The organism is Arcanobacterium phocisimile, from assembly GCF_016904675.1.
In the GTDB taxonomy this organism is placed as follows: domain Bacteria; phylum Actinomycetota; class Actinomycetes; order Actinomycetales; family Actinomycetaceae; genus Arcanobacterium; species Arcanobacterium phocisimile.
In genome coordinates, this window is sequence record NZ_CP070228.1 from 1338214 (window position 1) to 1364494 (window position 26281).

Consider the following 26281-nt stretch of genomic DNA (forward strand, 5'->3'; position numbering starts at 1 on the left):
TGATGTACTCCCCACTGTTTCTATTTGGAGATCGTTCTTCGGTACGTGAGGAATGCTCCTACTACGCCGCTAGCCAATGCCATGAAGACCATACCAGCAGGAAGACCAATACCCGTTCTTGCTAAATCACCCCCGGGCCCAGGCACAACCGGCGGAGTCGGAGGCACAACCGGTTTATGGCTGTTAGTTAGCGCAAATCCAGTCTGTGCATCGCCACTAACGGTTACCTGATAGCCTTCAACTACTTCCTCAGCAACCGAGTAAACGATCGCCCGGCCATCTTTCGTCCGTGGTAGATCCGTAAATTGAGCAGACCAGTTATTGTCCGCATTGAGCTCAACCTGCTTCCCAGTCGGCATACCATCAGCCAACAATTCCACACTGATCTTCAACGGACGTAACCCGTCTACGTCATCGCCGTCATCCCAAACTTTCGTCACGGGAACATTAACGTAATCTGGATGGTTGACCACCTTCGCTACACCGGGCACAGTCATCGAAACAAGATCTCCGGCGTCGTTCTTTCCCGCTTGGATAGGTATCTCGAATACTGTGTATTGGCGCGAAATAAGGTAGGGCTCGGGCACGCTGAGTTCTTTAACAACGTATCGTCCTGGCTCCAATGACCGCTCACCAGCTGGCATGTACGTGCCGTCAACGCCAGTCACGAACGTCCCGTCACTAGTCTCGAAATCGTCCAAAACTACCTGTTGTACTGTGAGTTCTGCACAGGCTTGCGGATCAGTTGCGTCACAGACTTTGATGTCTTCGACGTCGGTTGGGACCTCAGTTACTACCCCACATGCACTTGGCGTATTATCGACAACCTTATATATCGCGAATTTCGCGCCCGCAATCGGCACACCGTCAGAATTAGTCTTCTCAACTCGGAACGTACCGGGATTCTTTTTATACGTGAAATAAAGATGTTGCGTTTCATATCCAACCTGCTTGTGGAAAGACAATTTGATGTTCGGCGCAGGCTTGAAGAGCGGAATACCGCCAGACCCCATGGAATCAAAAACGCCTTTTTCTTCTACTGGGAGATCGTTATCCACGTAAGTGTATCCCGGGATCTCCTTCTTCACCGATTCAAACGTTGGCCTGTATGGAAGATTCTTATCCCCCATAATCCAGGAACTGTCCAGCTGCGCTATCGTAATTCATCGGACGCAGGCCCGACGCCGAAGCCCAGGTGCCTGGCTGGCGTAACGAAAATTCGTACGGCCAGCGACCCAACCCATAGCTACCAGAGCCGTCTGCTACCTGTACTTCATCAGTACTTGCTGCAATATTTGGATACTTCTTAGCCAGTTCAGGATATATTTCGGCTGTTTTCTGGGAAGCAAGCACCGGCGAAAGGAACTGGGACGAATCTTCCAAACACGCAATTGTTGTGTATGTTGACCCCGCTAATCCACCAGACCAACGAGCTAACGGGCGATGCGGCAGCTTAATCGGTTGCCCATCTGACTCAGTATCGGTAATACCTAATGCTTGGCGATACTCAGAATCGAGAACATATCGGAAATCAGCGTAGGCAGGGATTGACACGTGAAGACCATTAGCTTTCGCACGAATAGAGCCTCCCTCAGTATCTCCGGTTGAACCGGTCCCAATTGTCATGCCCCCATAGTCACCAAAAACTGATAGGTAGGCATCCCACACAAATGTGTGTTCTTCGTCGAACTCAAACACATCGTCAAAAACAATGTGCTTTGGTTCGAAGAATCCAGTTGGACGATCCGGGATATGACTCCACGTGCCGTCAGCTTTCTTTACGACGACGGATTCTTGATCAGCTGGATCATAAAGCGCGGCATCGATTGGCTTGCCGTCGAGCGTCATATTCTCCACTGGCTTCCAAAAATATGGATCGTTCGAGTCGCGACGCGTATACTGCCAAGTCACTCCAAGACGAAACTGTTTAGTAGGCGCGGTATTTTCGCCAACTGTTTGATCCCCGGTGTAATACCAGCGCATGGCGGTTCGCACACCATCGCACGGATTAATAACCGTGCGGAAGCCAAACGTTGATATATGGGTGACTTGCGGATTAGCTTCATGCAAACACCCATCCCCCGGATCACCCGGTTTCCACTGCGGATCAGCCTTGCCATGGATCCATTCGAAAGATAGGTCATATTGTGGAAAGGGCCGTTGAGTGGCCTGTGCTGTCCCCACAATCGAGATGAGGAGACTGAAAATAATACTGACGGCCACAACGAAGACTCCCCAAGTTTTCTTCGCAATTTGGCCAGTTGTCTTTTGAAATGTATTCACAACCACTCAACTGCACTTTATACTCACATAGAAATCTTCTATTACTGGCATCCTATCTTGTTAAGGGACGCCATGTAGCTGTTATGCTAGTTTGCCGTTTTTCTCGGATTAAACATCGGCTAACTTTACTATTGATATGAGCTTGCTTCCTATCGTTCACCAGCCGAATTAGACGACGCACAACGATAGATAGTCAACAGGCAACGAAGGCTGTGCGTTACAGGTTTCAGATTGAATCTACAGCTGCCCGTCGTAAAGCCGGGTGAAAATAACACCACAATGTCGAGATAGCACATATCCCGATACACACAATAAGCGGACTAGTATGGTTCCAACTGTACAAGGCGGTAGATCCAATCGGAGCCACCGCATAAGCGATTCCCCCATTAGCATTAAGAATACCTGCTAATCCACCTTGCTCATGATGCTCCACCAACGCAGTGGGACCAGCATTATATCCAGTCAACGCCAGCCCCATTCCGACTCCCACACCAGTGCACGCCACCAAATACGATCCTAAATGTGCCGGGAGCATTAAACATGCGACACCTAAACACAGCATCAGCGTACCGCGACGTAATAACACTGCCGGCTTCCATTTAGACAGCGGAGCTACCACAGCTTGTCCGAGAATCATCGCGACTCCCATCACCGCCATGCAGAGCGCAATCAGCCCAGCTGAATAACTCGGCTCGAGTTGGAGACCATCTTGAAGGAGAAATCCGAAGATCGTCCCCACGCTAGCAAATGAAATGTAATTTAACAGCCCAACGCTAAGGAACGGAAAAACCCGCGGGTCCCGGTAATGGACAGCTGCAGGTTTTTCCACCCGATAAGATTCGCTAGAGGGATGAAAAAATAGCAATAAAACACAAATCCCTGCAACCATCATCACCGGCATAACTACTAAAGGCAGCATAATACCGCCGTAGGCAGCTAAAGCTCCGCCAATTATTGCTCCGAGAATCGATGCGATACCCTGCGAGGCACCTAACGCACCAACACCTTTGATTCGTTCAGATTCGGTAACCGTATGCGTGACAATATATGTTTGTGACGACGGAGCTACAGCAGCTATTGCGCTACCATAAAGTACACCTCGGGTAAGTAAAATAAGTACCACCAGCACACCTGTGGTTCTGTAACCAGAGAGCCCGATATGAGATACATATGCAAACGATGCTAGAGCTATAAAGCCAAGAAGCATCGACAAAAGTAGTACTCGGCGAGTCCCCCACCGCAGTGAGGCCCTTCCCCAGACTCCAGCAAAAAGCGCGAACATGATTGCTGCTGTAGAGATAGCTGCCCCGATATGCCATTCGGCTAATCCAAGTTTTCGCGCTAACGGAGCAAGTATGGGGTTAAGAATCATTTGCCCCATGAAAGCCAATAAGACGGTAAATAGAAGTATACGTAATTCACTTTTCAACATGGTTTTATCTCTACTAGTTAATTACGGCCCTATGTTAACTGACCAAAGCCATGCGCAGGAGGCCGTATTCCGGCTTGCAAAGCCGCGATGATAAATTCGATTTTTGGCTCAACCAAGTCCCGGTATATGTCAGGACTATAAAGCAACGCAGATAGATCAGTATCTAACTGCTGATTAGATATTTCAAGGTTGCGTTGGATAAGATCACGTCGTTCATGATCATCAGGACCAGCACGATATGCACTTACTCCCAAATGAATTGTGATGGCAGTGTCACCAATGAAATCTAGTGCGAATAGAACTATGTCTTTAGACAGTCCAGCAGCGGTAAAATCCTCAACTATTGACGGCACTGATTTCATAAAATTGACTTGCGGAAATGGATATGTGTAAAGCGTAAGAGCAAATCCTGGGAACGCTTCGCACAGTTCCCAACAGTACCGAGACCACTCACGAAGCATATCTGGCCACGGTACTTGCGGCGAAACCCACGGCCGACGTCGAGCGATCTCCTCTAAACAAGCTGCAACCAGATCGTCACGAGAATTGTAGAGGCGATACAGGCTAGGTGCGCCTACCCCAACAGCCCGTGCCACCTGGGACATAGTGAACTTGTCCAAACCAATTCGTAGCACTGCATCGATAACTTGTTCTGCAGTAAACTTCGGCTTTGGACCAGTTTTACGTCCCAGGCGCATATGCATTATGTCAACGACCATCCTTTAGCTGCTTGACGAAGCTCCCAAAACTCCCGATACGTTCCGTCTTTTTCAAGAAGTTCTTGGTGCGTACCTTGTTGAGCAACTCGTCCGTGAGAATCTAAGACTACAATCTGATCTGCTGTTTGGATTGTAGATAACTTATGTGCAATAACGATAAGTGTAGCCCGCTCACGCAAATAATTCAGCGACTGAACGACATGATTCTCATTTGCCGGATCTAAAGCACTGGTCGCCTCGTCAAACAAAACAATCGGTGCATCTTTGACGATAGCCCGAGCAATTGATACCCGCTGGCGCTCGCCACCGGACAATGCGCGTCCGCCTTCACCAACTTTTGTGTTCCAGCCATCAGGCAGACGTTTAACGATCTCTGTTACCCCGGCCAGGTCCGCGGCATGGCGAATCTGTTCCTCAGTAGCGTCCGGATTGCCAACTCTAATATTTGCTTCAAGAGTGTCATCGTAGAGGTAAACATCTTGGAATACCCATGCGATTTGCTCCATAAGATCCGCCACACGTTGTTCTTTCACTGGAACGCCGCCAACGAGAACTGAGCCTTGTTCAACTTCATAGAATCGCGCAATGAGACGCGCTACTGTTGTTTTTCCACAACCAGAAGGGCCTACGATAGCAGTGAACGATTGAGGTGCAAACCGGATGCTGACACCATTGAGTACGGATGTCTCCGAAGTATAGCCAAAATGCACGTCTTGCAGCTCTACTGCCCCTGGACGTTCAACTGGCTTTGGCGAAATTGGGTCAGTTAATACCGGCTCGTCAAGTAGCTCGTCAATCTGTGATAGCAGCGGCCTAGATCCTTCTAACGCCATACCTAACGAACCAATCTCGGACAACATGGTAGTGAAGCGAAGCATAATTCCAATAAACACAATGGTTGCAATCGGATCGCTAAAGCCAAAAGTCGCACTGACGGCAATGATCATCGCGAACACTGCAACGAACTGCGTTGCAGTACCAACAATGACATTTCCTAATACACCCCACCATAGGCCGCGAATGCCGGCCTTTTCGGATGCCTTTGTTGCCGAAATGAGCGGTTCGAACGAACTCGCTTGTCCACAAGCTCGCAAAATTGGTTGGTTTTGAGCAAATTCCACCAGCCGTGCCGATAGTTCTTGCGACGGCGGGGTAGTTAACTTGTCATCATGTTCTTTACAACGTTGGGACGCCCAAACTGCCAGTAACATGACCGGGACGCATATTGTTAAAAGCATGCCCATCGACGGCGACCAGATCCAGCATCCAGCTAGAAGCACAAGCATAGTAAACGTGTTCATGATCATCGGCGCTAAAAAGTGGGCGAATGATTCGCCAAGCATCAGCATCTGTTTCGATACTAACCTCGAGAACTTCCCTGCAGTTTCTGAGGTGAAATAGCCAAGTGGCAGCCGAGCCACTTGATCACCTATTTGCTTATGCAAACTCACCATGGAATCCAAAGCTACCGAATAGTTTGCCATCGCAAGTACATACTCTAAGATTGCCGATGTTATTCCCAAACAGAGCAAGACACAGAGCCAACCGACGATAGACAAGCCCCACACATTCTCATTCTTTACCAGCGCAGTCGCTGCAGGTAAGAAAGCAGACAGAGCCAGACCACGAATGACGCCAGAAATAGCAGCAAGGATGAATACGGATCGGAGCTGTTTTTGACCTTGGGAGCTTAACAACCGAAAAATCTGTTGGGTAATCCCTCGTGATACCGTTTTCATGCGTTCGTTCCTTCCCACAGAGCTGCATAGAGAGGATGTTCATTCACTTCATCTGGAGTGCCCACTGCGCTCAACCGTCCTTGTTCTAAAATTGCCACTTGATCCACTCCCTGTACTGATGCCGGACGATGGGCAATTGCAAGAACTGTTCTTCCACCTTTCCGAGCTTTGATAAGGCGAGTTAATGCTGTTTGAATAAGTGCTTCAGATTCCGGATCAGTAAATGCAGTTGCTTCATCCAAAATAAGAATTGGTGCATCAATCAACAGAGCGCGGGCGATAGACAAGCGTTGACATTGTCCACCGGAAAGATAGGTATCAACTCCGTAAACAGTGTCCAAGCCACGAGGCAAAGCGGCAATCTCATCAGCAATCTGGGCATCCCGTAAGGCCTGCCAAATCGCTTCATCGTCCGCCTGCGGGCATCCCAACCGCACATTATCGCGAATCGACAGCCGAAGTATTTGCGGATCTTGCAAAACAAAACTGACGTATCGGTACAGTTGCGCATCAGGCCATTGCCTAATATCTATCCCACCGATAGTAATTGCTCCGCTGTCCGGGTCAGAAAACCGAGCTAACAGGGTTGCCAAAGTCGATTTTCCGCCGCCTGACGGACCAATAAGTGCGGTTATGCTTCCCGGTTTGAGCGTCAATGAGACATCATCAACGGCGAGGTTATCACCATAGCTAAAAGATACATGGTCGAAAACGACTTCTTCTGGCACGGTTGTGTCACGATCGACCCCTTGGGGATCAGACGATTGGGAGATCTGCGGGATATTTAATATATTTTGAATACGCAGCGCAGCCGCACCAGCCATCTGAATCGACCACGTCATATTGGCCAAAACTTCGATGGACTGCGGAATCATCAATGCGATAATCGCTGTAGGGATAACGTCAGTAGCCCGAGCATAGCCATAATAAACAGCCAACGCTCCTAATCCGAGATTTGTTAGAAGCAAAACAGATGTTGAAATCGCCGAATATGCTAATGCTGACATCCGTAGTAGCGGCCCGCACCAAGCCAAATAAAAACGATGGAACTCTTCGGTAGCACAACGGTAACGCTCATGGGCTTTGCCGGTACGTCCAAAAGCCTTTACCACCGCAATGCCGGTAATAAACTCAACCATCGTTGCCGAAACATAGCCTAACCGAGTATCCATCTCAGCAGTTTTTTCGCCCATATCTCGCATCATGTATGCCATCGCACCAAAGTAGAACGGGATCGTGGCAATGGCGATGAAGCCCAATAACCAGTTGAGATAGAACGCATATACTAGCAACGCAATGGGACTGACAATAGCAACTGTATTATCAACTGGAGCGTGTGCAACCACGGTGTGCACATCAGCAGTATCATCTTGGACAGCTTTACGCACTAAACCAGAGTTAGTTTTGGTAAACCACGATAATGGTGCTCGCGCGATGCGTTCGGCAACCTGATCTTGTAGGATTCGGCGCAGATGCATATCGGCAAAATGCGTGACGGCTAACGCCAAGACATATAGGAAGAGTCTTGTTAAAAAGAGCCAGATGAGGAGCATCAGAGCATTTCTTACTTTATCTGGATCAGGGCTAGTGCCGCGTTGCCATGCTTCTAAAAGTGTGCCAGACAGCTGTACTAAAACAATGTATGGGCCAACCGAAAGTAGCGCTGAGGTCACGGCAAGTATCCGAGCCAGCAGGATGCGTCCAGAAATCGGTTTCAGGAGGTCGTTAAACGCAATCCTCCCGGCTTTATCTTTTTCTTTATTACTAATTTCAGAATTATCGTTCATAACAATCTTCCGTGTGGGGTAGGTTTGATGTAATGGAGTGCATCCAATAGTCCAAATGAAGAATCCGATCGGCGCACGAAGCTAGTAGTTCTTTGTCATGAGTAATAACCACAATGATGTGTCCACAGTCAGCGAGCTGACGAAAAAGCGAACTAATTGCTTGTAGCTGACGGTAGTCCACACCAGATGTCGGTTCGTCGAATATAACCAGCCGGCGCCTAGTAGCTAACGCAGCTGCAATAACAAGACGTTGTTTTTGCCCACCGGACAAGGCCAATGGGTGTCGATGTTGGGACGATAGCAACCCCAGTTGTTCCAGTAAGCTCTCCGCTTCGACGTCGGTATCACTTCCTAACGTCACTTCTTTAATGACGCTATTGGCAAAGAGTTGCCGATGGACATCTTGCATAACGATGGAGCTAAGCGAGGACAATGCTCGAGGTGAGCGGGGTTGTCCATCGAGATATATTCTGCCTGATTGCGGTTTAAGTAGCCCACACAGCAACCGCGCTAACGTTGTTTTTCCAACACCGTTAGCGCCAGTTAACGCCGTTATTTTGCCGGCGGGAAGATCAACACTAAAATCATGCAAAACCTCATGGCCCGGGTAGGAAAAATTGAGATTGCGCAACGATACGCCAGTAGTTATCGGTGGTTGAGAAGCGTGCTCCATACCAGTTTCGACGCGAGGAATCGCACTATTTTTTGGTAAATCCAAAACACGCAATCCACGACGACGACGTTCGGCGTCGTCGAAGGCAAAAAACGTTGGTCCATCAATCATTTCCGGATCGGAACCAGGGTAAAAATAGACCACTTGGTCCACGAGATCGCGCAGAAAATATAACCGGTGTTCAGCAATAATAATGGTTTTTCCAGCCGCTTTTTGACGGCGGAGCACAGTCGAAAAATTATCAATCGCTTCCGGGCTAAGGTTCGACGTCGGTTCATCAAAGAGCAAAACCGGAACCATAGTTGCTAGGCCACTTGCTTGCGCCACAGATTGAAGCTGCCCACCAGATAACGTATGTAAACTTCGTTCTAACAGATGATATGTGCCAGTTTCTTTTGCGGCATCGATGCATCTATCCCACAGTTGTTCCGACGGCACACGGTAGTTTTCACCAGCATATGCAATTTCAGCCAAAACGTGCCCTGTGAAAAACTGTGTCCGGGGATTTTGGAACACAGTGGCGCTTGTTTTTCCGATATCTGTCAGATCGACGTCGTCCACTTTATGTCCGCTAACCGTCACGCTTCCACTCATGTGCCCTGGCTGGAGCTGCGGGATTAGCCCGTTGATCATTTTCAACGCAGTGGATTTTCCGCTTCCTGACGGTCCGCAAAATAGAGTGCAACTTCCCGCTGGTATATGGAGGTTCACATGTTGGAAGACGAACGACGGTTGCTGCCCTTGCGGAGCCGGGTAGGCAAAGCAAACGTCATCAAAATTAACTTCCCCGTTATCGTGCTTAGTCATCGTATCAATCCTGGAATATGGGCAAAACCGAGTAGTTCTTCACCAGTTGGATTCCAAAACCGCATCAGAACATAGCTCATAGTGACGAATAAAATAAGTGCATCTGCTGGCCGAAATCGAGTTGCGTATAACGGCAGTGGCCGCTCGTTAGACCCTAGGCCTCGGATCACTGCCGAGGCAGTGAGATCGTCTGCAATTCGAACGACTCCAGCTAGCAACGGAACAATTAAATATTGCACCGTTTGTGTTGGGTGACGAATGACGTCTGCACCTACAAGGTTTATTCCACGCAGTTTCATTGCTTCTTGGATGGCTTTGAACTCGGCAAGTATTGTTGGAATGAAACGTAGCATCACGAGGACCGCCGAAACAAAGCTTGCCGGCAAATATAGTGCACGCAGTGCCGCCCCCAGTTCAGACGTGCTGATGGAGTAGATAGCATAAATACCTATCGTTGCAGTCAAGATAAAACGAGACATCCAAAAGCTGATACCTATCAAGAAGGCAACAAATCCGTTAGTGCCTAACGACGCACCGTAGTAGGTGAACAGAAGAAATCCACTCTCTAAAGCCACGAACCTGATAACACCTTTAAGCGTCCCAACCGAAGCAAAAAGAATTCCGACTATGGCAGTTGCCATGAGTAAAACAGGAGCGCTAGCTCCACCAATGACGGTGATGTTTATGGCTAAAACGACTAGCAGGGTTGTGCGCGGATCATTTTTAAAATAGCGAATCGGTTTCCACGAGGTACACATCTGATCCGGTACGTTCACAGCGTTCAACGTCATCTCACTATTTAGGCGATGCCGGCTTTAGCGAAATTCTTCCGCAGAATTTTTGTTCCTACCCAGCCGCCGATAAGGGCGACAAAGAAGTTCACGATGGTGAAGATGATGATGATATTCGGAGTGAAAATTGCCTGCATATGATCGGCATACTCTTGCCCCATTTGCACGGCAATATCAGCAAAATAGGCATCGGCAGCATAGAAGATCGGCAACCAGGCGCCGATATACCATTGCTGGAGAATCACATAAGCAAAGATGTTCTTCTTTTCATCAGTGTAATTGCCTGACTTGGCAACAAGATCCGCAAGGAAAGATGCAACAACAGTGAATGCTAAGGTTGTCCACGCATGGCCAGTGAGCATCATTAATAAGCCGACGATGATACCCAAGATAGTTAAAGCGCCGAATGACCGGATTTTATTCAACATCAAAACGATCACTGTACCTTCGATTAGAAGTGCTAATGGTGCGCTCACGAACATGAATTGTGGGCCAAAGAACCCCAGCATGCCGATGGCGAAGAACACAACGAAATAGATAGCTGTGAACACGCCGGTGTAAACAATTTTTTGAGCATTTGTACCTGATGCGGAACGAGTGCGTAGCTCTGGCATTTCTTGGTTAGACATAACAAACCTTTCATACTGAATGACGTTCGGAATTAGGTTAGCACACCCTAACTCTGAACGCTATTCTTTATTATTCAATCGGTTAATCCACTACGCCAATACCACTTATTCGGCTAACCATCTGTACCAACAACATATGAACTATCCGATAATCTCATAGTGGATTTTCCGACATAAGGCGCGGAAAATTACTAACGTGAAAAAGCAACGTGAACTGATAATCCCACCCATGGGCCCAGCATGGTTTTCTACGGTAATGGGCACCGCCATCCTCGCCGCTCTTTTAGGAAGGAGAAGTGCAGACCATCCGTGGTACCTCCCCATTGCAACTACGTTGTTGCTGATCGGAACTCTCTTACTCATCATGTTCACGGCAACATATATCACCCGCTGGATATGGAAGACGTTCCACGGAAATACACATATCCGGTTACTTCCGGTCGTTGATCCTGCATGGGGAAGCGTCTCCATGGGCTACCTTGCCCTCGGCGCAGCCCTCTTGACCATCGGTCCGCAATGGGGATTAGACACGTTTGCCGTCATCGGAGATACCTTCTTGTGGTGGACTGGAACGTTCATTGGACTTGTCACAAACTTTTCATTCCTCGCCCATGCATTATTCCGTCAGCTAGGCCAACCAACTCCTGTTTGGGGCCTCGCCGTCGTGGGACCGATGGTTTCAGCCACCACTGGCGCTATGCTGCTACGCGAATACGAATCTGTTGGACTGCAATTTTTCATGCTTACCGTTTCGTTTCTCTGCTTTATTATCGCTCTGGTACATGGGCTCATCATATTTGCCTTGTCTTACGGTGCAGTCAAACGCTTCAAACCGTTGCCTTTAAAAGATGCAATAAGTGCGTGGATCCCACTTGGTATCGTCGGGCAATCCACTGCCGGAGCTGTTGCTATTTCCCACTCCTCAGGTCTATTCTTACGAATCAGCATCCACCCGTATGCCACCACAACCGCAGTAATTTATGCCGTGATCATGCTGATTCTGAGCGTGCCGGTTCTAATATTTGCATTCCATCAAACCTGGCGCGCTTTACGGAGTACCATCCCCTTTTCGCCCGGCTGGTGGGCGCTAACCTTCCCAGTAGGCACAATGTCGTTAGGCGAAACAATGCTTTCGGAACTGCCCATACTACGTGGCTCACTTTTAGCATCCATCTCGGGAACAATCGGTACTGCGGCATTAGTATTCTTGTGCTTCACGTGGACGCTGTGCGCTACATCGAGCCTGGTTGCCGTCCTCGCCTATCACCGCCGCTCCTAGATGTTCCTCACCCAAAGCGGCCGGAGACGTAATCTTCGGTTTGCTTATTAGCCGGGTTAGAGAAAATCCGTTCCGTATCGTCATATTCCACCAGATGTCCCGGTTTCCCCGTCCCCTCGATATTAAAGAATCCGGTCTTTTGAGAAACGCGGGCAGCTTGCTGCATATTGTGTGTCACAATCACGATCGTGTAGTCCTTTTGGAGCTCTTGCATCAAATCTTCGATAGCAAGAGTGGAGATCGGATCAAGCGCAGAACACGGTTCATCCATTAACAACACTTTAGGTTTTACCGCAATAGCACGAGCAATACACAATCGTTGCTGTTGTCCGCCTGACAGCGAGGACCCAGGACGTTCAAGGCGATCCTTTACTTCTTCCCAGAGATTTGCGCCACGTAGCGAGGTTTCAACAATCTCCGCAGCCTCACTTTTCGCCATACGACGATTGTTCAACCGTAAACCAGCAAGCACATTGTCTTGGATGGACATGGTTGGGAACGGGTTAGGACGCTGGAACACCATGCCCACATGTTCACGTACCCTCACCGGATCGACACCAGGTGCATAAATATCTGCACCATCGATAATAACTGAGCCCTTCGAATGAGCACCTGGAATAACTTCGTGCATCCGGTTCAGCGAACGTAAAAACGTCGATTTTCCACAACCAGATGGTCCAATAAGAGCAGTGATCGAACGGGGCTCGATGTCGACGTTGACGTCTTGGACAGCGAGGAAGCTCCCGTAGTAAATATTGAGGTCTGATACTTTGATTCCATCTTGCATGGCTAGTCCCTTCGTTAATGGCAGTGCCATAAATATTTTTAGTTTCCGGCAGGCGCGAAACGCTTAGCGATCCAGCGCGCGAAAAGATTGAGGAGCAATACGATACCAATCAAGATAAGCGCTCCGGCCCATGCAGTTATCTGATGGCCTTTGGTGTATTCGTTGTAGACGTAGACTGGCAATGTGAGCATTTGCCCCTGGAACATGTTCAGATTATATGAATCTGTGGTTCCGGCCGTGATAAGTAACGGAGCCGATTCACCAATGATACGGGCAGTTGCGATAACAATTCCAGAAACAATTCCAGAAACTCCAGTACGAAGTACCACTTTCACGATCGTTGCCGCTTTAGACACACCTAAAGCGTAAGATGCTTCGCGCAGCTCGTTGGGTACCAGTTGGAGCATTTCTTGAGTGTTTCGAACCACCAGTGGAGTCATCAACACCACCAGCGCAATAGCGCCCATGAATCCGGATTTGAACTGTGCTTGCCCAAAAAGCTGCTGATTGACAATTGGAATGAGAGCCGCAGCGAACAAACCGGCAACAATCGACGGAATACCGGTCATCACATCGACTAAGAACGTAATAATTTTCGCAAACGTACCTCGGCCATATTCCACCAGATAGACGGCAGTGAGTACACCGAAAGGCACCGAAATCAATGCTGCTGTGCCAGTAATGACCAAAGTTCCAATAATGGCGTGCCCAGCCCCAACAACCGTATCGATATTTGACGAACCGAATGTGGTGTGGGTAAAAAACCCAGCCTGAATCATCCGGGTCCAGCCGTGGATGGTAACTGTATACAGCAGCGAGATCAGCGGAATAACAGCCATCACGAATGCGCCAATAATAATGTTGGTAGCTAACCGATTCTTACCGTATCGCCGTCCTTCTACCGCGAAACCACATAACGCGGAAAAAGCTAAGAACAATGCAGCAGTAGCCATACCGGCTACCACAATATCTGGTTGCTCTTGGCCAATGACGAAGAAGAATAGCGAGATAATCAGCGCTGCCCCTCCGGCAGCGATATTAAACCATTTAGGCAGGTAGCGTTGCTTTCGCGAGGCGAACGTCTCTGGCACAGAATTTACCGTTGATAAAGTACTCATGCGTTAGCTCCCGAAAACTCTGCGTAGCGGCTGACGATGGCTCGAGCCACGAAATTGACAAGGAAAGTGATGATGAACAAAATAAATCCAAGCGCTACCAGGAAGTCAGAGGACAGCCCTGAAGATTCTGGAAAACGCAGCGCGATTTGCGAAGCAATCGTTGAGTGTTGACCGGGTTGAAAAATCTTGAAGTTAATCATGAGGCCTGGTGAAAGAACCATTAATAACGCCATTGTTTCGCCTAAGGCTCGACCAAAACCTAGCATCGTTGCCGACACAATTCCCGAACGACCGTGAGGTAACACAACCATCTTGATCATCTCATAGCGGGTAGCACCCAACGCCAATGACGCTTCTTCTAACAGACGTGGGGACTGGAGGAATACCTCACGGCACAGCGAAGTGATAATCGGCAAAATCATGACTGCCAAAATCACTCCACCCATCATGATATTTCGAGCCGGTGGCAAGAAGATCAATGCGTCGGGTTGCAGCGGCCACCATTCGAAGGTTTGCGCCAGAGTTGAAAAGCCCGGCAGTCCCCCGCTCCACACTTCTTTGCCGTCAACCATTTCTTTGGTTCCGGAGATGAACTCGAAAACTGGAGTGAACGACGTCGATATCCACGTAAAAATTGGACGCAATAGCGGTTCTAACGTCCACATCCCCCACAAACCAAATACGACTGATGGGATAGCGGCTAGCAAGTCGATAATTGATCCGAAAAAGACTGCAAGGCGACGCGGAGCATAATGCGAGATGAATAATGCAATACTCACCGCGAACGGTACCGCGATAATCAGTGCGATAATCGAGGCGAGCATCGTACCAAAGAGCGCAGCTGCTGCGAACTGCCAAAAATTCTTTCCGCGTGTAAATTCAACCTTTTCGATGATTGTCTCACCGGATGCGAAAAGTGCATTCTGAGAGGACAACAACAAGAAGATTGCCACCGCTGCCAGCAACACAAGAATCATGGCGCCGGCGCCACTAGACATCCATCGAAAGATTTTGTCTACGCGTGACCCACGCGCCACCGGCGACCACACCGCATGCGGTCGGTCGTCCTGCTCACGAATATGAGATACGGTTGCGGCAGCTATATCGCTTCCAGCCATTGTATTTGTGTCCACTAGATCCTCAATTTCGTTCTGCCCGCTACCGGGCACTGATGGACCGGTTTGGTAGCAACCGGTCCATCATGTGGATGTTAGCCGTTGATTTGCTCAATAGCAGCCATAACCTTATTGCGCAGCTCATCGGAGATTGGCGCATTGCCACCACGGGATTTTGCGGCAACGTCCTGACCGTCAACTGAAGCCACATACGTCAAAAAGCTCTTCACATTTTTCGCGGTTTCTGCCTGATCATAATCAGTACAAGCCAACAGGTAGGACACCATGACGATCGGATATGCCCCAGCAATCGAGCCATCACGCTTAAGGTCTACCGTAAGACGGCGTTCGGATGCGTCCACACTAGGTAACGATCCGTCTACGATCTTGGCGGCTGCTTGTGGCGAGTACGGCAAGAATTCCCCTGCGACGTCGACATCAGCTGAACCCAGATCTCCGATTTGGGAGGCATCGGCATACGTGATCGCACCTGGCGTCGACTTCACCAGATTCACCACACCAGAAGTCTTTTCCGCCGATTGCGTGCCAGTACGCGGCCAGGTATCAGAAGGTTCATAAGGCCATTGACCGCCAGCAGCTTCACTCAAATACTGTTGGAAGTTTTCGGTAGTACCCGAATCGTCTGCACGATTGACTGGGATAACCGTCAAATCGGGAAGTGCCACGCCTGGGTTGAGCTTAGCAATCTCGGCATCGTTCCAGGAAGAAATCTTCCCATCGAAAATATGGGCAATCACTTGCGCAGATAGTTTGAGAGAGTCAATCCCTTCAAGGTTGAAGGTCACTGCGATGGGCGAAATATACAGCGGCAATTCCAGCGGTTCTGCCCCGCAACGTTCAGTAGCTTTCTCAACTTCTGCAGCGTCAAGTATCGAATCAGTTCCTGCATAATCGACTTGTCCAGAGATGAACTGTTTACGGCCAGTACCGGAACCAGTCGGATCATAGTTGACCACAATGCCCGAGTCAGTGGTGAAATTATCTCGCCATGCTTGTTGAGCATTAACTTGAGAAGACGCACCCGATCCGTTCAACGACGAGCCTGCGGAAGTAGAACCATTATCATCGGCATCATTGGATGGTCCGGCACATGCGCTCAGCCCTAAAGCCACGACTGATAGTAATGCAATAGCTTGAGTACCAGTTTTCATAGTCACGATTCGTTTCCTTCGATTGACCTGTGAGGATTATTCTTCCTCACCTGTTCTTCAATCTAGTAGGCCAACGTAACCACTCAATACACTGCGGGTTAACAGTGGGTGAACATTGTGTAGATATTATTCGGCAACAAACTTGTATCCCAACCCGCGTACAGTGACTAACATACGCGGCTGGCTGGGAACCGGCTCAATTTTCGAACGTAACCGCTTAATATGAACGTCAAGAGTTTTCGAATCTCCGATATAGCCTGCTCCCCAAATACGGTCAAAAATCTGGGTACGGGTCAACACCCGCCCCGCATTTTCCATCAAGAATTCCAAGAGTTCGAATTCACGCAACGGCATCGGTATTTCGTTACCCGCCACTGTCACCACATGAGATGTCGGGTCTAAAACAACCTCTCCTACCGTCATAGCTTCCAGATCGACGTCGTCTTCTATCGCTACCGTTACGCTACGCCGCAACAAGGCACGCACCCGCGCCAACAATTCCCGATACGAATACGGTTTCGTTATATAGTCATCGGCACCGATCTCTAAACCAACAACTTTATCTATCTCCGAGTCCTTCGCACTGAGCATAATGATCGGCACAGCTGAGTTCTTCCTGATCTCCCGGCACACTTCAGTACCAGAAAGCTTGGGTAACATCACGTCAAGCAGCACCAGATCCGGGTTCTCAGAGCGAAAAACTGCGAGCGCTTCGCTCCCGTCGGCCGCGGTGACCACCGTAAAATCGTCACGCCCGAGGTTGAAGGCGAGGGTTTCACGTAAGGTGGATTCGTCGTCAACAACTAAGATCGTCGTCATCAGTTCTCTCCTTCTGCTTCTATACGTGCTGCTTGGATTGCATGGTGAGCTAACGGCAAGATGATGGTGAATGTTGAGCCTTGCCGCACTTGACTCCATAGTTTCACTTCGCCACCGTGATCGTGAACGATATGTTTAACAATGCTTAAGCCCAAACCGCTACCTCCGGTTTCGCGTGAACGCGCCTCGTCTCCACGATAGAACCGTTCAAATACCCGCTCTTTCGCATCGTCAGGGATCCCTAAACCGGCGTCGATCACAGCGATTGACACGTGGTTGTTTTCCGCGGAGACCACCACGGATACTCGCGAATGCGGATGCGAGTATCGCACGGCGTTGTCGAGCAAATTACGCAACGCGGTAACCAGCAATACATCGTCACCCAAGACCTCCAGGCCGGTTTCCCCGCCGTGGACCAGTTCGATCTTGCGCGCGTCAGCTTCGACCTGGATACGTGTGAGAGCTTCGGCGACGACGGCGTCCACTGATACCGTGCGTGGATCAGTGAGCGCGTCTGATTCTTGGAGCCGAGACAGCTGAATGATTTCTTGGACTAGTTGGGCTAACCGGTCAGATTCAGCTTCTAAACTCGAAGCAAAATGACGTACCTGTTCCCCGTCGTCACTCACGTTGGTAATCGTTTCGGCAAGTAACTTAATTCCGCCGATTGGGGTTTTCAGTTCGTGGGAAATATTAGAAACGAAATCGCGGCGGGTTTTTTCGAGCCGTAGTTTATCGGTTTGGTCTTCAAACAACACCACGACTCGATCCGAGGATGCCTTCGCCACACGTACCCAAATACGACGCGGACGCGAATGACGTTTGCGGATACTCACCATATCAAATTCGACGTCGCGTGCTTCCCCGGTGACAAACACTTCGGAAACAATCGCTGCCAGATTCGCGCGCAACACCCCGTCTTGGATCAGTCCAAAATTGGTTGCCAGCCCTGAGGCTCGAATAATGGCGTTGTCTTGATCAACTAAAATAAAAGACTCGGGCAACGTATCCAAAATGAGCATCACATGCTCTTCGGTAGTCGTTTTAACGCTCGCAATTTCTTGGCGTTCGCGATATCTACGGATACGCAGTTCGGTTAACCAGATTCCGCCAATAATGGCAGCTCCGAGCATGAGACCAACTGCGAACGTCATTGCTTCTTGCATACTTCTACCCTATCGGTCGCGGGCGCTCTGCACGAGCCGTATATGAATTTGACACCTGCTGTTAACCTTCAACAGGGTAAGAATTAACGCAGATATGTTTTACTGTGAGGGAAGACAGCAGTGGTATACCCGCAACAGAAGGAGATCTTGTGCGCGAACTTTTCCATCAACAGATGAACCGCCTAAACGATACGATTGTTTTGGAGGCAAAAGCCGTTAATAAGGCGATGGAGCGTGCTAGCGTTGCGATGCGTGATGCCAATCTTGCCAAAGCGGAAAAAGTGATCGACTCTGATCGCAAGATTGATTTCTTAGAGCGCTCTATTGATGAGATGGGTGTGTCCATTTTAGCTCGGCAAGCACCCGTTGCTTCAGATCTACGAGTAGTTGTTTCGGCGTTGCGCCTTTCGTCAATTTTGGAACAGATGGGTGATCTTGCTCGGCATATCGCCTACGTTGCGCGTAGCCGTTACCCGCATGCAGTGTTGCCTGATACTGCATTAGGTGTTTTGGTGAAGATGGCTGAGCATGCTAGTTCTATGGCGGGTAACGTGGCGTTATTGCTCGAAACTCGTGATTTGGAGTTTGCCACCGCGATCGAAGAGGAAGACGATTTCCTTGATGATCTCCATGAGAAAACTTTTAATTACGTGCTTGACGAGGATCTCGACCTGACGCGGCAAGAAATTATTGACATTATTTTATTAGGCCGCTATTTGGAACGGTTTGGGGACAACGCTGTTGCAGTTGCTCAACGAGTTCAGTTTATGGTGAACGGCATTGAGGATATCAGTGACCCGTTCGCTGAGGTTGATCTGACTGAGATCTGATTTTTATGAGCAAACTCGCGCTGGTTTACCAGCGCGAGTTTGCTCTAAGTGTGGTTGTTTTCTGGGCGTTAGTCGATGTAGACGGCAGTACCCGAAGCAGTCACCATGAGCATATTGTTTCCAGTTCCCAGTACTTCGTAGTCGATGTCGACGCCGATGACTGCGTTTGCTCCCAGTGCGGCTGCCCGGTTTTCCATTTCTTGGATTGCGGCTTCACGGCTTCGTAAAAGTTCATCTTCATAGGAGCTCGAGCGCCCACCAAAAAAAATTGCTTAATCCCGCACTGAAATCCTTAATAGCGTTCACTCCCTGGATAACTTCGCCAAAGACGATCCCGTGGTAGCGAATAATGTTGTGGCCTTCAATCGACGGTGTGGTTACTGAAATCATGGACTGCCTTCCGATGCTGTAGATAACTTTGTTTCGTTTTAGTGCCGATCTGGCGTTGAAATATCGAGGCGTTCGATCAGTTGGTCAACTCGCTGTGCGATATCTTCACGTATCTGTCGAACGACGTCGGTAGGCTGGTTTGCAGGATCTGCAACATCCCAATCCTCGTAGTGCGTTCCTGGGAAAATCGGGCAGGTCTCACCACAGCCCATGGTGATCACCCAGTCGCTTTCGGATACGTTATCGACGGTGAGCTGGGTGGGGCTACCACCGAGGGGTTCTAATCCGATTTCGGCTAAGGTCTCATATGTTTGTGGATGAAGTTCGTTAGCCGGCGTTGTTCCGGCAGAAAGCACACGCACCCGATCATCTGTTTTTGCTGCCAATAACGCAGCCGCTATCTGTGATCGTCCGGCATTTTTTCGGCATGCGAACATCACTGTTACTGGTTGGTTATGGCTGTTTTGCGTCATCGCACGTCTTCTTTCGCCGAAGAATAAAACTTTCGCTCAGTCTATCGCATGACAGATAGTGTTGGTGCTCATCCGATGTCTTTTTATTGGGTTCGCACGTCGGAACTCCATTGCGTTATGCTTCAAATATATCTGAATCAATATTTTTTGATATGAGGACGTGTCACCATTATGGTTGCTTCCCAAGCCAGCACATGTGAAGCGGCAGCCTTACTAGCTGCTATCGCAGACCCCATCCGGTTAGCAATCATCACCAAACTCGCTTCATCTGGCACTACCTGCGTATGTAACCTCCAAATCGAACCCGTCATCCCCGATAATCAACTCAGCTACCACCTCAAAGTCTTACGAGATGCCGGCCTAGTAACCAGCGAACGGCGCAGCAGGTGGGTGGATTACACTCTCATGCAAGATGCTCTAGATCGTCTCCATGCGGCGATCCCCAGCCGTGAAGTACTTCCAGCCGTTGAAGAGAACGTATCGTGAACACAACAACCCGTCCATCGAGTACCGTCAGCCTCTTCGCCCAACTAGCTTTGGGACTTGTTCCGTGGGTTGGCGTCTACCTCGCCAACCTGCCGTTCTGGGACTGGCTACTCTTTTCGGTAGCCGGCCTCGATCCACATACTCGTTGGAGTTCCGCCCTCCACTTTTTCTGCTATGACAGCACAAAAATCTTCTTACTACTAGGCGGACTGATACTCGCCGTGGTTCTTGGCTAGTCACGCCGTTTTGTTCCTGCTCCTCTATCCCACTCTTTATTGGCTTCGTCGCAGCTGGTATTCCGCTCTCCATCACACTGACCTTCCTTGTTGCCTCACCACTCGTTTCAGAAACTGCAGCGATCTTGATCGGCGCCCAATTCGGCTGGGACATCGCAGGAATATATATACTGGCCGGAGCCGTGATCTCATTTACGGTTGGCTGGATCTTCTCCCGATTCAACCTCGAACGCTGGGTAGAACAATCGGTCTTCGGCATCAAAGTCGGCGCTACCGTCGCCGCCGGCCACACACTCACCTGGCACGAACGTGTTGACACCACAATCCGAGACGCACGCGAGATCTTCACAAAAGTATGGCACTGGATCCTCCTCGGTGTAGGGATCGGCGCCCTCATCCACGGCTGGGTGCCTGCCGACGTCGTCGTCACATACGCCGGACCGAGCAACCCACTCGCTGTACCCATCGCAACGCTATTCGGCGTTCCCCTCTATGCAAAAGGTGGCGGAATCGTGCCGATCGCACAAGCCTTATGGGATAAAGGAATGCCGCTAGGAACCGTCATGGCACTTATCATGGGATCGATAGCTTTATCGATCCCTGAAGCTGTCATACTACGACGTGTCCTCAAACCACAACTACTAGCATTGTTCTTCGGATCTGTGAGTGCCGGAATCATCATCGTCGGCTATCTCTTTAATTTCATATACGGATAACGAACAAGCATCTGACATCGAACAGACAACACATTGTACCGAAAGGAAAGAAGACTATGGAGATCAAAATTCTTGGACCTGGATGTGCCAACTGCGTCAACCTCGAAAAAGCTACCCGTGCAGCAGTCGACGAACTCGGCATCGAGGCCAATATCGAAAAAGTCACCGACTACGCAGATATTCTCAGCTACGGGGTTATGAACACCCCTGGGCTCGTCGTCGACGGCGACGTCAAAATTGCTGGACGCGTCCCGAAAGTCAACGAAATCGTCGACGTGCTGCGGGGCTAGTAACCACAAGCTCAAAGATAAGTATAGAACTATCCGGGGCAGCGTACGGCGATATTCTGAACGTTTTCGACGATGCACACTGCCCCGGATGGGTGTCAATAGTGTCTGAGCTGGGAAACAACTAGTTCATGTATGTGGTTAGTCGATGCGGGTCAGCGTCGAGCTTTTCTCGATCCCAACCATCCAAATCAGCAGCTAACGCGTAGGTACTTTCGAAGAATTGGCGAACCGTCTCTTCCGGATTATCCGACTTACGGACCGCCTCATAAGGCAGAACATACTCATACAATTCTTCACTGTAATAAGCTTCGGCAGGTTCAATCTTTTGGCGTGGGTAGCCATCTGGAGCCGGGTATGCGTAGGAATAGAACATGCCTTCGCCTTCGCCTCCAGGCCAAAAACCAGCACTAGATAGATGATGCGAATAGCCTTCCACCATCACCCAATCAGCACAATTTGGTACACCACCAGGATGCTCAGGAGCGAGCTCATCTACGAAACGAGTACACGCCATATCGAAAGATCCCCAGAAGAAATGTACCGGACTCACTTTACCCAAAAACCCAGCGCGGAAAGAATCCAACACTATATGAACCTTCGATAGCTGTAACCAGAAACGATGAACGGCATCTTTGTCATAACTCTTATGAACAGTATCCTCCGGGAACGGAATTGCTGGATCAACCTCATTCGGAATAACACTAATATCCATAGGCACATTAATGTCGGCCATAGACTGCTGCACCTTCGCGTAAAAATCGGCTACCGCCATCGCTTCCAACGCAAACTTCGCGTGAAGACCATTGCTACGCCGGAAATTGAGTTCATGGTTAATAAAGTCAAACTCAATATCAAAAACATCTCCCCCGAATGGGATTGAGGATGTTGTTAAGCCCACCGGCGATACATACAATGTGACCTGCCACCAATGATTAACCAGTGGCGCATACTGCATACGAATCTTGCCAATAATCTGCGTCCACATGTGCAAGGTATCGCGGGTATCTTCCCATTCATCAATCCGAAGTTCCGGCCATGAAGAAGGGGTCATCGAGGTGGTCATAAAGTTCTTCTCCGTTGAATCAGTGCCATAAACTATAACGTCTATCATACCAACCAACACAGCCAGCATAACCAGATCCGCTTCAAAACTAGCTTTTAGCAGAATCAAAAGTGATATCACTATAGCGCACGCACGCTTGTCAATCGCCAGAGCTTGTAGTCCAATTGGTGCGAACAACAATGTTCAGATAAGCCCTTGGATGCTACCCAATCAGGACGTGTTATCGACTGAGAATTTCAGTCCAGGTCAAGGCTAAAGAGAACAGAGGGTCTAACGCTCTAATTATCGCGCAACATCTGTTATCCGCCTATGCGCATAACAGGTAGCAGGTAACAAAGATGACAAACCTAGTTACACTCGGATCGTATGTGATGTCGCACTGGGCGCTATGAGTCTCCGGGATTCTTGTGGTAGCTTAGGAGTAATCGTTCAGCCCGCCTCGACACTTGGTCGAGAGTGGGCTGGATCTCTTATAAGGTGGAGATGGTATGTCGATTAAACCAGTGAAACAAGTTGCAACGATTGATGAACACATTGATTTATTGCGCTCTCGTGGCATGGAAGTCGACAGCAACCTTGCACGTCAATGGCTAACCTATGTGAGCTACTACCGGCTATCAGCCTATTGGTATCCCGCCAGAGAAATGGCTAACAACAATACACGTATAGACACATTCGTTGCTGGGACTAGGTTTAGTGACGCGGTGGCCTTGTATGAAGCGGACAGAAAGCTGCGTTCTCTTATCCATGACGGAATGGAACGTATTGAAATCGCGATGCGAACCAGCATCGGTGAGATCCTGTGTGAGACGGATCCTTTAGCTTATAGCGACCCAAACCAGTTTCGTACTACATTCAAGCACCAACAGTGGATGAGCACAATTAATAAGCGTATACAGCGAGTAGGTAAGCGGAGTGAATCAATCAGACATTATCAAGCTGACTATGCGGGCAGGTACCCATTTTGGGTGTTAGCTGAAGTGCTTGATTTCGCCGATATCTCACGCCTGTTCGAAGGACTACCAGGCCGATATCAACAGCAAGTAGCTGAGAATCTGGGGATCATCATCGATTTAAGTATCCTGACGAAGAATCAGCAGCGCAAAGTGAAACTACAATCGCCACTAGTGCGATGGACAGAACAACTAACTATTGTTCGCAATTTTTGTGCACATCACGCCCGGTTATGGAACAAGTCCTTCACTCCTGCACCGACCGAAGCGTTACGGACACGACAGGAATTCGCAGCACTCCCCGAGGGGCAAAGCGAAAAAATATACGGTGCTTTGACCATTATGGCTGCCCTTGTACGAACCGCCTCGCCCGGAACGACCTGGCCAAACAAAGTCACCACACTCATACGAGACGACTTCCTTACAAACCCGCTAGTACAACAAACCAGCTTGGGCATCCCCCATGGAGCAGCATTCACCCTCTAAGCCCCTAACTCCTTGCGATAAAACACGTACTCCCCCATCCACTTAGCAAGATTCTTTTGCCCAGATCGGGAGCAGAAAACAAAAGCACTATCGACATACTCGTTGAGCCTAAGACACGTCTTATTGTTATATTCTGCCTGCCTAGCAACCATGACCCTTAGACCATCCAAGACGCAATCACTCGTAAAATTCCCGACCCACCAGCAGTCTTATGAAACACAATGTCCTAGGATCAGCCAGCTAAATAGCATTCTTCGCCTACTCAACGCAGCCGGCGAAGAACACAACGGCCAACCACACAACACTGGGCTACGACAAACCCAGAGAGCGTATACCTGAACCCATCGGTTCAGTCAAAGGGCGTTACAACGATCACCAGAATCCCCATCATAATTCAGCCTAAATACACAGATACCGATATGACTATCGAAAAATAAATCCAATTAAGCGGCGAAGCCTCGGAAACTTTAGATCCCGACTTTTACAGAGCAACTAAATCAACACACATAATAAGCATCTACAAACATATTTTAGTATTGCCCTTACCTGTAGCAGGTTAACAATTGCCTAGTTTCGCAATCAATAAAATTCAGGTCAAGAACACCATAGTCCCGATTATTATTACCTTCTGGACAGCGCCCATATGTGAGGGCATCAGTACGATCGCGGAAAGCTGAAGGTCATGTCGAACTCGTGAGAGAGTTCGACATGACCCCGTTGTGTGGAGATGGGGAGAATTGAACTCCCGTCCGATAATGAGGAACCCAAGGCTTCTCCGGGTGCAGTCTGTTCATCGTTGTTTTCGGCTCCAGCACTCTAACAGACATGTTGCTGACGAACCTAGCTACTTGGGAGTCGCCTAGCGGTTAATAGCGAACCGCTAGTGCCAGTGGCTTTCAAAGGCGACGCCAGAGTTCTCACGCGAAAGCAACGTGAGTCTGACGGATTTCATGTTAAATGCGCTCGCTCAGGCGGCGAGGGCGAAATCAGAGTTCTGCTTGTTGGCAGTTATTTTTTCGCACAGGTCGTTAAAGAGATAACTGTGCATCCTCTACCCGCTTCCCTTCGGTAATCACTACCGTCGAAACCGATCATCCCCTATTCAGTTGTCACCTCATGATTCCGTCCATCTCTTCACTGAACGAAACCACGAAACATACTGTTTAGCCAGACTAACGCACCGCACCGGCGTCGTCAACCCAGAAAAACTCAGATGCTAGCTCACACGAGCTCAACAACGTTCGCGATCGAATCGTGAACGAAATCTGGACGGAATGGGAACTTCTCAATATCTGACTTCTTCGTCGAACCAGTGAGCACCAAATGAGTCTGCAAACCAGTTTCTACACCGGCTAGAACATCCGTGTCCATGCGGTCACCCACAATAGCAGTCGACTCCGAATGTGCACCGATCTTATTCAAACCATTACGCAACATCACCGGATTAGGCTTGCCGACGAAGAATGGCGAACGACCCGTCGCTTTTTCAATCAACGCAGCTACCGCGCCTGTTGCCGGAATATCTCCATCGGCTGACGGGCCAGTACTATCCGGGTTCGTTGCAATGAAACGAGCACCGTCTTGGATAAGACGAATCGCCTTCGTGATCGCATCGAACGAATATGTACGGGTTTCACCCAGCACCACGAACTCCGGCTTCGAATCGGTCATAATAAAACCCTGCTCATACAAAGCAGTAGTCAAACCAGCTTCACCCACTACGTAGGCCCGACGCGAATCCGACTGCTTCGCCAAGAACCCAGCCGTAGCCAAAGCCGACGTCCAAATATGATCTTCGGACACATCCAGTCCAGAGGTTTTCAATCGTTCTGCTAAATCACGTTCGGTGAAAATCGAGTTATTTGTCAAGATCAAGTGCGGGATATCTTTTTCCTGCAAACGTCCCAAAAACTCAGCTGCACCCGGCAACGCTTTACCTTCGTGCACCAGCACGCCGTCCATATCAATAAGCCATGACTTCATATACCTATGTTTACCATGTTTAGACGGCCAAGGATACAAGTTTCGCTTATGAAAGAACA

At 49.2% G+C, this 26281-nt stretch carries 25 protein-coding genes, 1 other RNA gene and 1 pseudogene; 7 read left to right on the forward strand and 20 right to left on the reverse strand.

The window, feature by feature from the left end; all coding sequences use genetic code 11:
• Positions 1–20: 20 nt before the first annotated feature.
• From JTE88_RS06015 to JTE88_RS06055, 9 genes are all read right to left on the reverse strand, one after another.
• Complete coding sequence (locus JTE88_RS06015) at positions 21–1130, reverse strand: Cna B-type domain-containing protein (protein ID WP_204423569.1); 1110 nt, start codon at positions 1128–1130, stop codon at positions 21–23.
• On the reverse strand, positions 1120–2283 hold the full coding sequence (locus JTE88_RS06020) for a hypothetical protein (RefSeq protein ID WP_204423570.1): 1164 nt from the start codon (positions 2281–2283) through the stop codon (positions 1120–1122). Before JTE88_RS06020 ends, JTE88_RS06015 begins: the two co-directional genes overlap by 11 nt.
• 226 nt (positions 2284–2509) lie before the next feature.
• On the reverse strand, positions 2510–3715 hold the full coding sequence (locus JTE88_RS06025; protein WP_204423572.1) for an MFS transporter: 1206 nt from the start codon (positions 3713–3715) through the stop codon (positions 2510–2512).
• 29 nt (positions 3716–3744) lie between these two features.
• Positions 3745–4434, reverse strand: coding sequence for a TetR/AcrR family transcriptional regulator (locus tag JTE88_RS06030; protein ID WP_204423573.1), 690 nt, complete (start codon positions 4432–4434; stop codon positions 3745–3747).
• Entirely contained in the window at positions 4419–6173 is a 1755-nt protein-coding gene (locus JTE88_RS06035; protein ID WP_204423574.1) for an ABC transporter ATP-binding protein, read from the reverse strand. Before JTE88_RS06035 ends, JTE88_RS06030 begins: the two co-directional genes overlap by 16 nt.
• Complete coding sequence (locus tag JTE88_RS06040) at positions 6170–7960, reverse strand: ABC transporter ATP-binding protein (protein WP_204423576.1); 1791 nt, start codon at positions 7958–7960, stop codon at positions 6170–6172. The genes JTE88_RS06035 and JTE88_RS06040 overlap by 4 nt, the downstream gene beginning before the upstream one ends.
• The gene (locus JTE88_RS06045; RefSeq protein ID WP_204423577.1) at positions 7950–9440 is read right to left on the reverse strand and encodes an ABC transporter ATP-binding protein; all 1491 of its coding nucleotides are present in this window, start codon (positions 9438–9440) and stop codon (positions 7950–7952) included. The genes JTE88_RS06040 and JTE88_RS06045 overlap by 11 nt, the downstream gene beginning before the upstream one ends.
• Entirely contained in the window at positions 9437–10231 is a 795-nt protein-coding gene (locus JTE88_RS06050; protein ID WP_204423579.1) for an energy-coupling factor transporter transmembrane component T family protein, read from the reverse strand. Before JTE88_RS06050 ends, JTE88_RS06045 begins: the two co-directional genes overlap by 4 nt.
• 8 nt (positions 10232–10239) lie before the next feature.
• Entirely contained in the window at positions 10240–10860 is a 621-nt protein-coding gene (locus JTE88_RS06055) for an MptD family putative ECF transporter S component (protein WP_239519500.1), read from the reverse strand.
• Positions 10861–11056: 196 nt separating this feature from the next.
• Between JTE88_RS06055 and JTE88_RS06060 the strand changes: the two genes are divergently transcribed.
• Entirely contained in the window at positions 11057–12139 is a 1083-nt protein-coding gene (locus tag JTE88_RS06060) for a TDT family transporter (protein WP_204423581.1), read from the forward strand.
• A 7-nt stretch (positions 12140–12146) separates the two neighbouring features.
• On the opposite strand, the gene pstB is transcribed toward JTE88_RS06060, so the two are convergent.
• The 6 genes from pstB to JTE88_RS06090 all read right to left on the reverse strand — a co-directional run bounded on the left by pstB (position 12147) and on the right by JTE88_RS06090 (position 18316).
• Positions 12147–12926, reverse strand: a complete 780-nt coding sequence (gene pstB, locus JTE88_RS06065; RefSeq protein ID WP_204425792.1) for a phosphate ABC transporter ATP-binding protein PstB — start codon at positions 12924–12926, stop codon at positions 12147–12149.
• 38 nt (positions 12927–12964) lie between these two features.
• Complete coding sequence (gene pstA, locus JTE88_RS06070) at positions 12965–14044, reverse strand: phosphate ABC transporter permease PstA (RefSeq protein WP_239519501.1); 1080 nt, start codon at positions 14042–14044, stop codon at positions 12965–12967.
• Positions 14041–15162 carry a phosphate ABC transporter permease subunit PstC gene (pstC, locus tag JTE88_RS06075; RefSeq protein WP_204423583.1) on the reverse strand — a complete coding sequence of 374 codons (1122 nt, stop codon included), beginning with the start codon at positions 15160–15162 and terminating at the stop codon, positions 14041–14043. The genes pstA and pstC overlap by 4 nt, the downstream gene beginning before the upstream one ends.
• Positions 15163–15254: 92 nt before the next feature.
• On the reverse strand, positions 15255–16331 hold the full coding sequence (gene pstS / locus JTE88_RS06080) for a phosphate ABC transporter substrate-binding protein PstS (RefSeq protein ID WP_204425796.1): 1077 nt from the start codon (positions 16329–16331) through the stop codon (positions 15255–15257).
• A 126-nt stretch (positions 16332–16457) separates the two neighbouring features.
• Entirely contained in the window at positions 16458–17150 is a 693-nt protein-coding gene (locus tag JTE88_RS06085; protein ID WP_204423585.1) for a response regulator transcription factor, read from the reverse strand.
• A complete protein-coding gene (locus JTE88_RS06090; RefSeq protein ID WP_204423587.1) occupies positions 17150–18316 on the reverse strand; it encodes a sensor histidine kinase in 1167 nt (388 codons plus the stop codon). The genes JTE88_RS06085 and JTE88_RS06090 overlap by 1 nt, the downstream gene beginning before the upstream one ends.
• 149 nt (positions 18317–18465) lie before the next feature.
• On the opposite strand from JTE88_RS06090, the gene phoU reads away from it, so the two are divergent.
• Positions 18466–19146: a phosphate signaling complex protein PhoU gene (gene phoU, locus JTE88_RS06095; RefSeq protein ID WP_204423588.1), complete on the forward strand. Its 681-nt coding sequence runs from the start codon at positions 18466–18468 to the stop codon at positions 19144–19146.
• 68 nt (positions 19147–19214) lie between these two features.
• Here phoU and JTE88_RS06100 read toward each other — a convergent pair.
• Both JTE88_RS06100 and JTE88_RS06105 read right to left on the reverse strand, forming a co-directional pair.
• A pseudogene (locus JTE88_RS06100) lies at positions 19215–19536 on the reverse strand (putative heavy metal-binding protein).
• A 38-nt stretch (positions 19537–19574) separates the two neighbouring features.
• Positions 19575–20009, reverse strand: coding sequence for an arsenate-mycothiol transferase ArsC (locus tag JTE88_RS06105; protein ID WP_204423590.1), 435 nt, complete (start codon positions 20007–20009; stop codon positions 19575–19577).
• A gap of 171 nt (positions 20010–20180) precedes the next feature.
• Between JTE88_RS06105 and JTE88_RS06110 the strand changes: the two genes are divergently transcribed.
• From JTE88_RS06110 to JTE88_RS06125, 4 genes are read left to right on the forward strand one after another with little or no spacing between them, the layout of a single operon-like run.
• Positions 20181–20495: an ArsR/SmtB family transcription factor gene (locus JTE88_RS06110; protein ID WP_204423592.1), complete on the forward strand. Its 315-nt coding sequence runs from the start codon at positions 20181–20183 to the stop codon at positions 20493–20495.
• Positions 20492–20731: a hypothetical protein gene (locus JTE88_RS06115; RefSeq protein WP_204423594.1), complete on the forward strand. Its 240-nt coding sequence runs from the start codon at positions 20492–20494 to the stop codon at positions 20729–20731. The genes JTE88_RS06110 and JTE88_RS06115 overlap by 4 nt, the downstream gene beginning before the upstream one ends.
• A 59-nt stretch (positions 20732–20790) precedes the next feature.
• On the forward strand, positions 20791–21447 hold the full coding sequence (locus tag JTE88_RS06120; protein ID WP_239519588.1) for a permease: 657 nt from the start codon (positions 20791–20793) through the stop codon (positions 21445–21447).
• 56 nt (positions 21448–21503) lie between these two features.
• Positions 21504–21737, forward strand: a complete 234-nt coding sequence (locus JTE88_RS06125; protein WP_204423600.1) for a thioredoxin family protein — start codon at positions 21504–21506, stop codon at positions 21735–21737.
• Between the two features lie 121 nt (positions 21738–21858).
• On the opposite strand, the gene JTE88_RS06130 is transcribed toward JTE88_RS06125, so the two are convergent.
• A complete protein-coding gene (locus JTE88_RS06130; protein WP_204423604.1) occupies positions 21859–22848 on the reverse strand; it encodes a DUF5996 family protein in 990 nt (329 codons plus the stop codon).
• 440 nt (positions 22849–23288) lie between these two features.
• On the opposite strand from JTE88_RS06130, the gene JTE88_RS06135 reads away from it, so the two are divergent.
• Positions 23289–24239, forward strand: a complete 951-nt coding sequence (locus JTE88_RS06135) for an Abi family protein (protein ID WP_204423614.1) — start codon at positions 23289–23291, stop codon at positions 24237–24239.
• 719 nt (positions 24240–24958) lie between these two features.
• On the opposite strand, the gene ssrA is transcribed toward JTE88_RS06135, so the two are convergent.
• Positions 24959–25338, reverse strand: a transfer-messenger RNA (tmRNA) gene (gene ssrA / locus JTE88_RS06140).
• 122 nt (positions 25339–25460) lie between these two features.
• Entirely contained in the window at positions 25461–26222 is a 762-nt protein-coding gene (locus tag JTE88_RS06145) for an HAD-IIA family hydrolase (protein WP_204423615.1), read from the reverse strand.
• Positions 26223–26281: the final 59 nt, after the last annotated feature.

What these genes read in the sequence shown, in the direction of transcription:
- JTE88_RS06015 (WP_204423569.1), bottom strand. Translation starts at nt 1,130, where the DNA reads ATGGGGGATAAGAATCTTCCATACAGGCCAACGTTTGAATCGGTGAAG.
- JTE88_RS06025 (WP_204423572.1), bottom strand. Translation starts at nt 3,715, where the DNA reads ATGTTGAAAAGTGAATTACGTATACTTCTATTTACCGTCTTATTGGCT.
- JTE88_RS06030 (WP_204423573.1), bottom strand. Translation starts at nt 4,434, where the DNA reads ATGGTCGTTGACATAATGCATATGCGCCTGGGACGTAAAACTGGTCCA.
- JTE88_RS06035 (WP_204423574.1), bottom strand. Translation starts at nt 6,173, where the DNA reads ATGAAAACGGTATCACGAGGGATTACCCAACAGATTTTTCGGTTGTTA.
- JTE88_RS06040 (WP_204423576.1), bottom strand. Translation starts at nt 7,960, where the DNA reads ATGAACGATAATTCTGAAATTAGTAATAAAGAAAAAGATAAAGCCGGG.
- JTE88_RS06045 (WP_204423577.1), bottom strand. Translation starts at nt 9,440, where the DNA reads ATGACTAAGCACGATAACGGGGAAGTTAATTTTGATGACGTTTGCTTT.
- JTE88_RS06050 (WP_204423579.1), bottom strand. Translation starts at nt 10,231, where the DNA reads ATGACGTTGAACGCTGTGAACGTACCGGATCAGATGTGTACCTCGTGG.
- JTE88_RS06055 (WP_239519500.1), bottom strand. Translation starts at nt 10,860, where the DNA reads ATGTCTAACCAAGAAATGCCAGAGCTACGCACTCGTTCCGCATCAGGT.
- pstB (WP_204425792.1), bottom strand. Translation starts at nt 12,926, where the DNA reads ATGCAAGATGGAATCAAAGTATCAGACCTCAATATTTACTACGGGAGC.
- pstA (WP_239519501.1), bottom strand. Translation starts at nt 14,044, where the DNA reads ATGAGTACTTTATCAACGGTAAATTCTGTGCCAGAGACGTTCGCCTCG.
- pstC (WP_204423583.1), bottom strand. Translation starts at nt 15,162, where the DNA reads ATGGCTGGAAGCGATATAGCTGCCGCAACCGTATCTCATATTCGTGAG.
- pstS (WP_204425796.1), bottom strand. Translation starts at nt 16,331, where the DNA reads ATGAAAACTGGTACTCAAGCTATTGCATTACTATCAGTCGTGGCTTTA.
- JTE88_RS06085 (WP_204423585.1), bottom strand. Translation starts at nt 17,150, where the DNA reads ATGACGACGATCTTAGTTGTTGACGACGAATCCACCTTACGTGAAACC.
- JTE88_RS06090 (WP_204423587.1), bottom strand. Translation starts at nt 18,316, where the DNA reads ATGCAAGAAGCAATGACGTTCGCAGTTGGTCTCATGCTCGGAGCTGCC.
- JTE88_RS06105 (WP_204423590.1), bottom strand. Translation starts at nt 20,009, where the DNA reads ATGACGCAAAACAGCCATAACCAACCAGTAACAGTGATGTTCGCATGC.
- JTE88_RS06110 (WP_204423592.1), top strand. Translation starts at nt 20,181, where the DNA reads ATGGTTGCTTCCCAAGCCAGCACATGTGAAGCGGCAGCCTTACTAGCT.
- JTE88_RS06125 (WP_204423600.1), top strand. Translation starts at nt 21,504, where the DNA reads ATGGAGATCAAAATTCTTGGACCTGGATGTGCCAACTGCGTCAACCTC.
- JTE88_RS06130 (WP_204423604.1), bottom strand. Translation starts at nt 22,848, where the DNA reads ATGATAGACGTTATAGTTTATGGCACTGATTCAACGGAGAAGAACTTT.
- JTE88_RS06135 (WP_204423614.1), top strand. Translation starts at nt 23,289, where the DNA reads ATGTCGATTAAACCAGTGAAACAAGTTGCAACGATTGATGAACACATT.
- JTE88_RS06145 (WP_204423615.1), bottom strand. Translation starts at nt 26,222, where the DNA reads ATGAAGTCATGGCTTATTGATATGGACGGCGTGCTGGTGCACGAAGGT.